Origin of the sequence: Pseudomonas cichorii (assembly GCF_003700275.1) — a bacterium.
GTDB classification, from domain to species: Bacteria; Pseudomonadota; Gammaproteobacteria; order Pseudomonadales; family Pseudomonadaceae; genus Aquipseudomonas; species Aquipseudomonas cichorii_B.
Map to the genome: position 1 here is coordinate 1 of NZ_RBRE01000006.1, position 9,255 is coordinate 9,255.

Below are 9,255 nucleotides of genomic sequence, written 5' to 3' on the forward strand. Positions count from 1 at the left end.
AGTTGAAGGCATTGGAATGGACGGTAGGGGTGGGCATGGAGAGCCCTCCAATAGGCAAGTATCAGGAAGGGTAATCAAGGACTGGGAACAGCAGAGCGCTCGATCCTGACGCACGACAGCTTTCCACCCACCTGCCCCGTCGTACTGCTGGATATCAACATCACGCCTGGCACAACAACCGAGCCCTCGGTTTTTTTACCGGCCTCTTCAATATCCATACCGACGGTCATATTGGTGGGCTGCTTGATGGTTTTGAAACGGTAGGAAAAGCCGCCTTTATCCGTGCAATCTGGAGAGTCATAAAATGAAAAGAACGTCGCAGAAGGCACATTCTCCAGCCTGAAAGCATAAGCATCATCATTTTTACACCCCAACGAATTGTTCTGAAAATTGATCACGGAGGTGACAAAAGGAATACCGCAATTAACAGGATAATCGTTCGCCTCCTTTTTATTGAGAATTATCAAATCTCCATCAGCAGCCTGTACCGCCATGAATGGCATACAGGCTATCAAAGATAAACAGACAGCCATGGCCAAGGAGAATGGCAAGAATCCGGGAATATACCGCACCATGATAATAACTCCAGTTATAAAATTGGGGCAACACTTTTTATAACTGCAAATCGCAGACACATAAAGTTTGCCAGCAGAACAACAGAGTGTTTCAACTCATGCTAGCAGTCACAGCATGGCTGGCAACTGGCATTTTTATCAGTAGACAAATATCGGTAGAGCGTAGAGATTTTCACCCATGTGCTGCATGCACTCACAGTGGATATCCTTGTATGACAATAACGCCTGTCAGTACTTAAAGATATAAAGATATCCCTCATCACCGGGAGAAGATCATGACGCTTTCAACAGATATACAATCAATGGTAGGGGGTGATTCACGAGACACGCTGTTAAGGTGGCTTCAGGAAAACCCCAAGACTCTCGGCTGGGACGCGATTGTGGTTTATAACCGCAGTCGGGTCAATGCACTGCTCATACAGCAATATATAAACAAACTCACCGCCGAAAACTATTTGACTCCCATAGACGGCTATATAGAGGGGCCAAAAAACTCCAAGCTGACCTTCTTCGGCATTCAATTGGGTCTCCCGGTACTTTCATTTGAAAATGCTGACCTCGAACACTCCAACGCCCGGGTAACTCAAGCGATTACTGCCGGGCTGGCTATCCTGAGGACCGAACCAACAGGCGGTTATAAAGGCGTGCATTCAATCATGCGGCCCAATGGCGCAGTAGGCCCGTTCCTATGGATGGACGTTGACCTGCGGGACGCGCCAGGTAGCGCTTCCGATGCCGGAGTCGTACAACTCGACCTCACGAGAATGAGCGGATTCGACACCGATCTTTTCTCGGACCAGATCAGTACCATCAATGCTCAGGAATTCTTTCTTGAGCGCTTCAAGGAAAAACCGGAACTGCAGGTTTATACCTTGGGTGTGCTGAATAACAGTGCTGACTCCATGCTTGCACCACAAAATTTCATTGTCCGCACCCAACCTGCTCCGGGCGCCCAGAACCGGGCAGCGCCCAACTATGGTGACGGGGCCGTGGTGGTACTGGTGACTCTGAAAGACGGAAAAGACGGTGGAGCGCCCACAAAAGATACGGATTTCAAATACTTGATTCCCAATGATGACAACGGGAGCAAATACTCAAGTGCCGTACTGCTTTCAAATAAAGTCTTGTTTGCCAGGCTATTCCTTAACAGCCTGCACACATTACTTCCCGGAACAACCTTGACCCCCAAAACGCTTACAAATGAGCATGGTGTCGCAGGCCACATATACCTGGAATATACAGATGGCGCAATTACAAAATCCGACTACAAATACGTCAACAGCGGCGTCTACCACAACTACATTGTTACCGCCAGCTCACCTTTAATCACCATACCTTTAAAGGGCGCACAGCTTCAGGCCTCCAACAACACAATATGCTTCAAGTGGATGAACAAATCTTTCATTATCAATATGCACTATCACAACACCCGAGGCGACTTGAGCGACACACACTCGGATGAAACAGTAGAAATGAAAGTAAACTTTAATGTATTTTCAAATCTCATGATAGACCCTGAAAGTGGCATCATTCACTTTGAACAGGAAGACATTATCAGTGCACAAATTGAAATCGATATGGAGTATGCACATTACCCTTACGGCATGGAACTTTTTGAAGGTAGCTTAGTACAAATAGTCAAAGACAAGCTTTTTGCATTTACCAGGAATATTACCCTCCCCGACATCGACACCTTCCTCCTGAGAAACCTGCTGTTCCCCGATAATAATCTGATGGTGCTGACAGACGCCCACGTCCCCGGAGATCTGGCGGTTTTCGGTAATGTCGCCCCTACCCTGACCAGCTTCGTGATAGAGCCCGAGCGAGCCATACTCAATCCGGGCAGCACTCGGGCATTTACCGTAGAACCCGCCGCTACGGTGACCTGGAGCGTAAAAGGCTTGCCGGGTAACAGCCTTCCGGTCGGCTCCATTACCAATGAAGGCGTGTACACCGCGCTGACTGCAGACGAGCTTCTTGGTCATGACTCCCAGCAGGTGATCATTACCGCCACCGGTACCACCTCACGCGGGTTAGCTACCTCGTCTTCGACCCTGGTTTCGATTGTCAGTCAGACCATTTCCCTCAATCCGATCTTTTCGATTGCCGGTCCCGGTACCAGCCTCAAGTTTACGGCCGGAACCATTGATGGCAGAACCTTGCAATGGGCGATGAAGGACCCTGGCCAAAACGGCAAGCTGGAACCGACAACCGGTTCGAGTACGACCTATACCGCTCCTGAACTGCAAACCACAGGCATGTTCACTCGGGAGGTCATTCAAGTCACGGACGACCAGGGCAATATGGGCCAGGCCGAAGTGCTGGTGATCAACAAGGTGCTTGGCGGTCAGGTAGAAGTGGATCTGACCGACGCCGCAAACGGCAAGGCGCAACTGCAGTTCGTCAAGGACTATGACGGCAATCCTGCACCCGTTCCATCAAAGTTTCTGGTCTGGACACTACTCGCCGGTGCTGGCTGGGTGAATGCTGAAGGCATCTACAGCGAGCCGCAGCAACAACTGCCGGGATTTGCCATCATTACTTGCGCATTTACCCATACACGCGCTGGCGATGAGCCGACAATCACCGATTATGGGTACACCGTACTGCCGCTGCCTTTATCGCAGTATCCCGAACTGACAACTGCATTTCAGTAAATAATTAATAGAAGAGCGTTGCGCACAACTTCACTCATAAACTTTATAGATCCAGTTCCTATCAAGCAATTATATATCACAGCGGCATCACAGGCAGCATTCATTCTTAATCAACTGCATAAAGATACCCTCCATCGCTGGAAACATCATGACTTTTTCAAACGATACACCCGTAACAACTGCAAGCGGTGATTCACGAGATGCATTACTGACCTGGCTACAGCAAAACCCCAAGACCCTGGGCTGGGATGCCATTGTGGTTTATAACCGTGGCCGGGCTAATGCACTCCTGATGCAGCAATATATAAAAAAACTGACCGCCGAAAACTATATGACCCCCATAGACGGCCAGATAACAGGACCAGAAGGCTCAAAACTGAATTTCTTCGGCATTCAACTGGGCCTGCCCGTGCTGTCATTTGAAAACGCTGATATCGAACATTCCAAAGCCCGGGTGAGCCAGGCGATTACCGCCGGGCTGGCCATCCTGAAAAGCGAGCCGGTGGGTGGCTATAAGGGTATTCATTCGATCATGCGACCCAACGGAGCGGCAGGGCCAACCTTATGGATGGATGTGGACCTGCTGGACGCGCCCGGTGAAGTTTCCGATGCGGGCGTTGTGCAGATTGATTTAAAGAAAATGACCGACTTTAATACCGATCTTTTTTCGGACAAGGTCAGCATCATCAATGCTCAGGAGTTTTTCCTTGAACGCTTTCAGGAAAAACCGGAGCTACAGGTTTATACATTGGGCTCCCTGAACAAGAGCGCTGACTCTACGCTCACGCCGAAAAATTTCATCATCCGCACCCAGGCAGCGCCAAGCGCAACAAACCGCGCAGCACCCAACTATGGCGACGGTGCGGTGGTTTTGCTAGTAACACTGAAAGGCGGAACTGACGGTGGCGCTCCGACAAAGAATAGCGATTTCAAATATTTAATTCCCAATGATGAAAACGGGACCAAATATTCAAGTGCCGTACTGCTTTCAAATAGAACTTTGTTCGGCAAACTTCTTCTCAATCACCTGATTAGCGTGCTGCCCGGAAAAACCCTGACCCTCAGAACGCCTACAGACGGTGACGGAAACCCGGGACATGTCTATCTGGAATATACGCAAGGCGCGGTAACACAACCAGAATACAAATTTGTATCAAGTGGATTTTTCGGCGATTTCATCGTCACCGCTACCTGCCCTCTGCTTACACTTAATTTGGAGGGCGCACTTTTCAAGGCAAGCAATAACACGATCGATTTCATGTGGACAGGAAAAACCCTAACCAACATCATAGACTACCACAACACAAGAGGCGAAGAAGAAGACTTTTACTCAAGTGACCCTCTGGAGTTCCGAGTCAACTTGAATGTAACCTCAGCGCTCCATGTAGATCCCGAAAATGGACTCATTGAATTTGAGCAAGTCGCCATCAACGATAATCAGATTGAAATTCATACACCGGTAAATCATTACTATCAAAATCAATTTCGCTTTGAAAATGACTTGCGAGACGTCCTCAAACTCAATCTTTTCGAGTTCACCAATCACATCACTCTTCCTAATATAGACACTTTCCTGCTGAGAAACCTGTTATTCCCAGACAATAACTCAATGGTCCTCACAGACGCCCATGTCCCCGGCGACCTGGCAGTCTTCGGCAATGTCGATCCGTCTCTGACCAGCTTCGTGATAACTCCCGATAAAGCCATCCTGAATCCGGGCGGTAGCAAAACCTTCACTGTCGAACCCGCAGCTACAGTGAGCTGGAGTGTCAAAGGCTTGCCAGGAGATACACTTCCGGTCGGCACCATAACCGACAAGGGCGTATACACCGCCCCAACACTGGCTGAGCTTCAGGGTCATGACGCCCAACAGGCAATTATTACCGCCAGCGGCACCACCGCACGGGGGCTTGCCGCTTCGTCCTCAACCCTTGTATCAATTGTCAGCCAGACCGTTTCCCTCAATCCGATTTTTTCGGTCGCAGGCCCCAGTAGCACTCTCCAGTTCACCGCTGGCACAGTTGATGACAGACCACTGAAATGGACACTCAAAAACCCTGCCCTGGGCGGCAAGCTGGAACCCACAACAGGCTTGAGTTCCACTTATACAGCCCCCGCACAACAGCCGACAGGCATGTTCATCCTCGACGAAATTCAAGTCACGGACGATCAAGGCAATATGGGCCATGCCGACGTGTTGATCATCAACAAGATACTCGGCGGGCAGGTGGAAGTGGATCTGACCGACGCAGCAAACGGAAAGGCCCAACTGCGGTTCATGAAGGAATATGACGACGGACCTAGACCGATCCCCTCAGAACTGCTGGTCTGGACACTGCTGTCAGGTACAGGCTCAGTGGATGCCAAAGGCATGTATACCGAGCCGCAGGAGCAACTGACAGGGTTCGCCATAGTGACTTGCGCCTACCCGCGAGAAGAGTATGAGGGCGGGCCCGTAAGCACTTCTTACGGGTACACCGTACTGCCCCTGCCCTTGTCTCAATATCCCGATATGGCAAGAGCATTCCAGTAACCTGCAACATACAGGGCTGCAGCTACCTATTTAAAACAGCTGCGGCCTGAGACAGGAAGTCAATCGAGGTGCCACATGGCAAATTCAAGGGATTCGCTTTTACAGAAACTTAAAGGCAAAGCCAATACCCGAGGCTGGGGGGCTATAGTGTCTTTCAACCGTACCAAGGTTAATCATTTACTCGCGCAGCAGCATATCAGCCGGTTCAGCACCGACAGTTTTCTGCCAGCCATCCGCGGCACTGTGCAACTGGAAGGCGATGAAACACTTGAACTGAGCGGCATCATTCTGAGTGCCCCTCGCCTCTCTTTCGAGAATGCTTCACTGCTGGACTCCAGAGCACGCTTGAATATGGAAATCGTCGGCGGCACGGTAACGCATTACAGCAGTGCGCCCGGCTCGCCTACGCGGGTGCTTTCCAGTTTCAATATTTCCGAACAGCATGGTTATCGACTGGACGCCGATATTGAGTTGCGCAAAGTAGTGGGCGGCATCAACAAGAACTCCGAAGTTATTCTGGACATCTCGAAAGCCACTGACTTTACCACCAACCTTATTGGCATGGGGATCAGCCCAACATTAATAGGCGAGTTCTTCAAAGCCCGGTTCGATGCATTGCCAGCCCAACAACAGATTTACTCACTGGGCATGCTGGATTTCAATGCTAACGATCTGCTGGCCCCGAAGGACTTTTATATTCTGACCCAGGCAGCCCCTGAAGGTAAAAATCTCAAGTCAGACAGCTATGGCGATGGCGCAGTGGTGCTCTTCGTTCGCACCAAGAATAATTTTTACGACGGGACGTTACCAGCAGATGAAAGTGAATTTCCGTATCTGATTCCTGATGACAAGGTATCAGGAGAAGATCGTTCCAAATATTCCGGTTCGTTGCTCATTTCCCGCCAAGCCGTCATGTACTGGTTCATTATGCCGTATATAAAAAGCCATATTGGTAGAGGGCTGAACTTTGAAATCAAGGACGATGATAATCAGGTAGATGATTATAAACTGATTGCCGTAGCGGGAGAGCATCAGGTGGAGCCGCTCGATATCCAGTACGAATACGCTACCAATCACCTCCATTTCATAAAAAATGATCTTCGCTTTACCTTTATGAATAGGGTATCGCTTCTCATCAGGCCTGATTTTCGCCTTGAGTTGAAATGGGTAGGGAACAGTAGTGAAGTTTTTCACTTCTGGGATGACAGGGCGGGATGGTGGGACACACATCAAGACGCCATCGTCACTTTTGAATACGCAATGTCGGTTATTTTCGATAATGTACTGGATGCCAGCAGCAACACTATTAATTTTGTACGGTCGCCCCTCTCTAGTTACAATTCAAAAATTGGAGTCCCTGCCACACGCCATGAACAACTGCGCATTAGAATCTCCGAAGTCATGACGCGAACCCTCAAGGAAGTTTCAGACCTCTTCGACTCCATCGTGCTTCCCGAAATCAACTTCTTCGGCATCAACCATCTGCTATTCCCGGAACACAACGCCCTGATCCTGAAGGAAGTGTACTTGCCCGGAGATCTGGTCATGTTCGGGGAAGTCGACCCGGCCCTGACTTCGTTCAGCCTCAAGCCGCTCTACACCACTGTAAAGACCGGTGACAACCTGCAATTTGAAATAGCCGAACTGCGCTATCGGGCCCGTGCTGCCAATATTACCTGGAGTGTTCGTGATATCGATGGGTCGCGTTCTCAGGGAGCAATCAGTAGCGGCGGGCTCTATACCGCTCCGCTGGTGGGACAACTGGAAGACAAGACCGCTCGCAATGTGGTGACTGCCACTTTCACCGACCCGCAGACCCAGGAAACACGCACTGCTTCTGCTCTGGTGGTCATTGTCTCCAGTGCCATGGCAATGACGCCGGCTCTGCACGCCATAGACCTGCGCACCCCGCGCGATGTCGCGTTCAAGGTATCGACCCTCAGCGGCAATCCGGTGAGTTGGGCTCCCCTGTCGGCAGAAAAAGGGACTCTTGTGGGCAAAGGCCAGGAAGCGACTTACAGCCCCCCAACCACCGCGCCGACGGGCAAGTTCCTGCCGGTGACCATCGAAGCGATTGAGAGTAGTACCCAGGCACGCTGCCCGGGCACAGTGCTGATCATCAACGGCGTCATGCCCATGGACGTCAAACCGGCCTTTCACCCGGGGCTGGCACCGTCCGCCTCCTTGCACATGTCATTACCCGGACAACTTCGTGATGCTCGCTCCCAGCAATGGAGCATTGCTTCCGGTGAGGGCAGCATTGACGCCTTGGGTAACTTCAAGGCACCGGACAAGATCACCATGCCCTATACCGTCATTCAGGGTAGCTATTTCGACGGTGTCGGTACGTTATCGGGCTATGGCGTCGTGCACCTATCGGAAATCGCCCCACGTGCGAAATGGGAGCGAGTGGCGGATTTCACCATCAAGGAAGTGTCAGGTTCTGCAACGCTGTTCGCCAACGGCCTGGAGCAAGTCAGGGTGCGAGTGGCCGTCAAGACCTTTGACGAAACCGGTGCCGAGGTCTTTCTTACGCCATCCGAGCTGAACAGCATGCGCCTGATCGTCGCGGATACCGGTGATGACCTGCCCTATGCTGGCGATGAAGGCATCCCTGCCGATGCGCCGGAAGCGAAGAAATGGGGCGTCAATGAAGCCAAGAACCCTTACCAGTACTATCCCGCTGATGGCTCCAGAAACAACGAACCACTGACGCTCGATGGCAGCGGAAAATACCTCTTCATCCAGACTCGCAGCATGACGCCGCTGAGAGTAGCCGTGGCCTTGACACGTGCCGATCAGGTCGAGTTCAACTCGACCGAAAATGGCGGTTCCGAAGAAAAGGACAACATCCTGAAAGTCACCCCACAACGTCCCCCCACTTATTCCAGCGACAGCTACGAGTTTACGCATCAGCGAGTGGAAGGCGAGGAGAACAATGATTACGCACTCGATACGATCGATTATTACTATCTGAGGCTCAAACAGGGCTCCCAATATATCAAGTTCCTTTCCGTCGAGTTTGATGGTCCCTCCAGCATGGTTCAATGGGAAAGCCGTCAATACGCAGAGGAAATGGGCAGCTATACCGGCTATGCGCTACCCGGCAGCAGAACACTAATGTTCGAGCCATTGCTGATGCAGAGCATTCCAACTGAATCACGCCCCAGCCTGGACGTGAAAGATGGCAATGAAGCATCTGCGGGAGTGCTCTTGATCAGCCTGCACCGGCGTTCGGATTTCACGTTCAACAACGACAGTGATTTCGACCAGCCGATGAAACTGAAACTGATCGATGAATACGGAAACCTGCACAACGTTTCCGTACGGTTCAAGTCCGCTAACGATCGTAATGAATTGATCATTGTTGCCAATAACTGACTTCGTTCTTCGACACTATTTAAAGGGCTGATAAACCGCGGGTTTATCAGCCCGCTCTCTGGAGAGCTCTCCATGCCCACCCCCACAACCCATTCCAATGCCTTCAACT

At 50.8% G+C, this 9,255-nt stretch carries 4 protein-coding genes; 3 read left to right on the top strand and 1 reads right to left on the bottom strand.

Features of this window, described 5'->3' with window-relative positions:
- Nucleotides 1–74: 74 nt before the first annotated feature.
- Nucleotides 75–575 carry a hypothetical protein gene (locus tag ALQ04_RS01660; protein WP_122314048.1) on the bottom strand — a complete coding sequence of 167 codons (501 nt, stop codon included), beginning with the start codon at nt 573–575 and terminating at the stop codon, nt 75–77.
- A gap of 275 nt (nt 576–850) precedes the next feature.
- Between ALQ04_RS01660 and ALQ04_RS01665 the strand changes: the two genes are divergently transcribed.
- The 3 genes from ALQ04_RS01665 to ALQ04_RS01675 all read left to right on the top strand — a co-directional run bounded on the left by ALQ04_RS01665 (nt 851) and on the right by ALQ04_RS01675 (nt 9,146).
- Nucleotides 851–3,232, top strand: a complete 2,382-nt coding sequence (locus ALQ04_RS01665; RefSeq protein WP_122314049.1) for a hypothetical protein — start codon at nt 851–853, stop codon at nt 3,230–3,232.
- 148 nt (nt 3,233–3,380) lie between these two features.
- A complete protein-coding gene (locus ALQ04_RS01670; protein WP_122314051.1) occupies nt 3,381–5,765 on the top strand; it encodes a hypothetical protein in 2,385 nt (794 codons plus the stop codon).
- Between the two features lie 75 nt (nt 5,766–5,840).
- The gene (locus tag ALQ04_RS01675; protein ID WP_147466545.1) at nt 5,841–9,146 is read left to right on the top strand and encodes a hypothetical protein; all 3,306 of its coding nucleotides are present in this window, start codon (nt 5,841–5,843) and stop codon (nt 9,144–9,146) included.
- Nucleotides 9,147–9,255 lie beyond the last annotated feature (109 nt).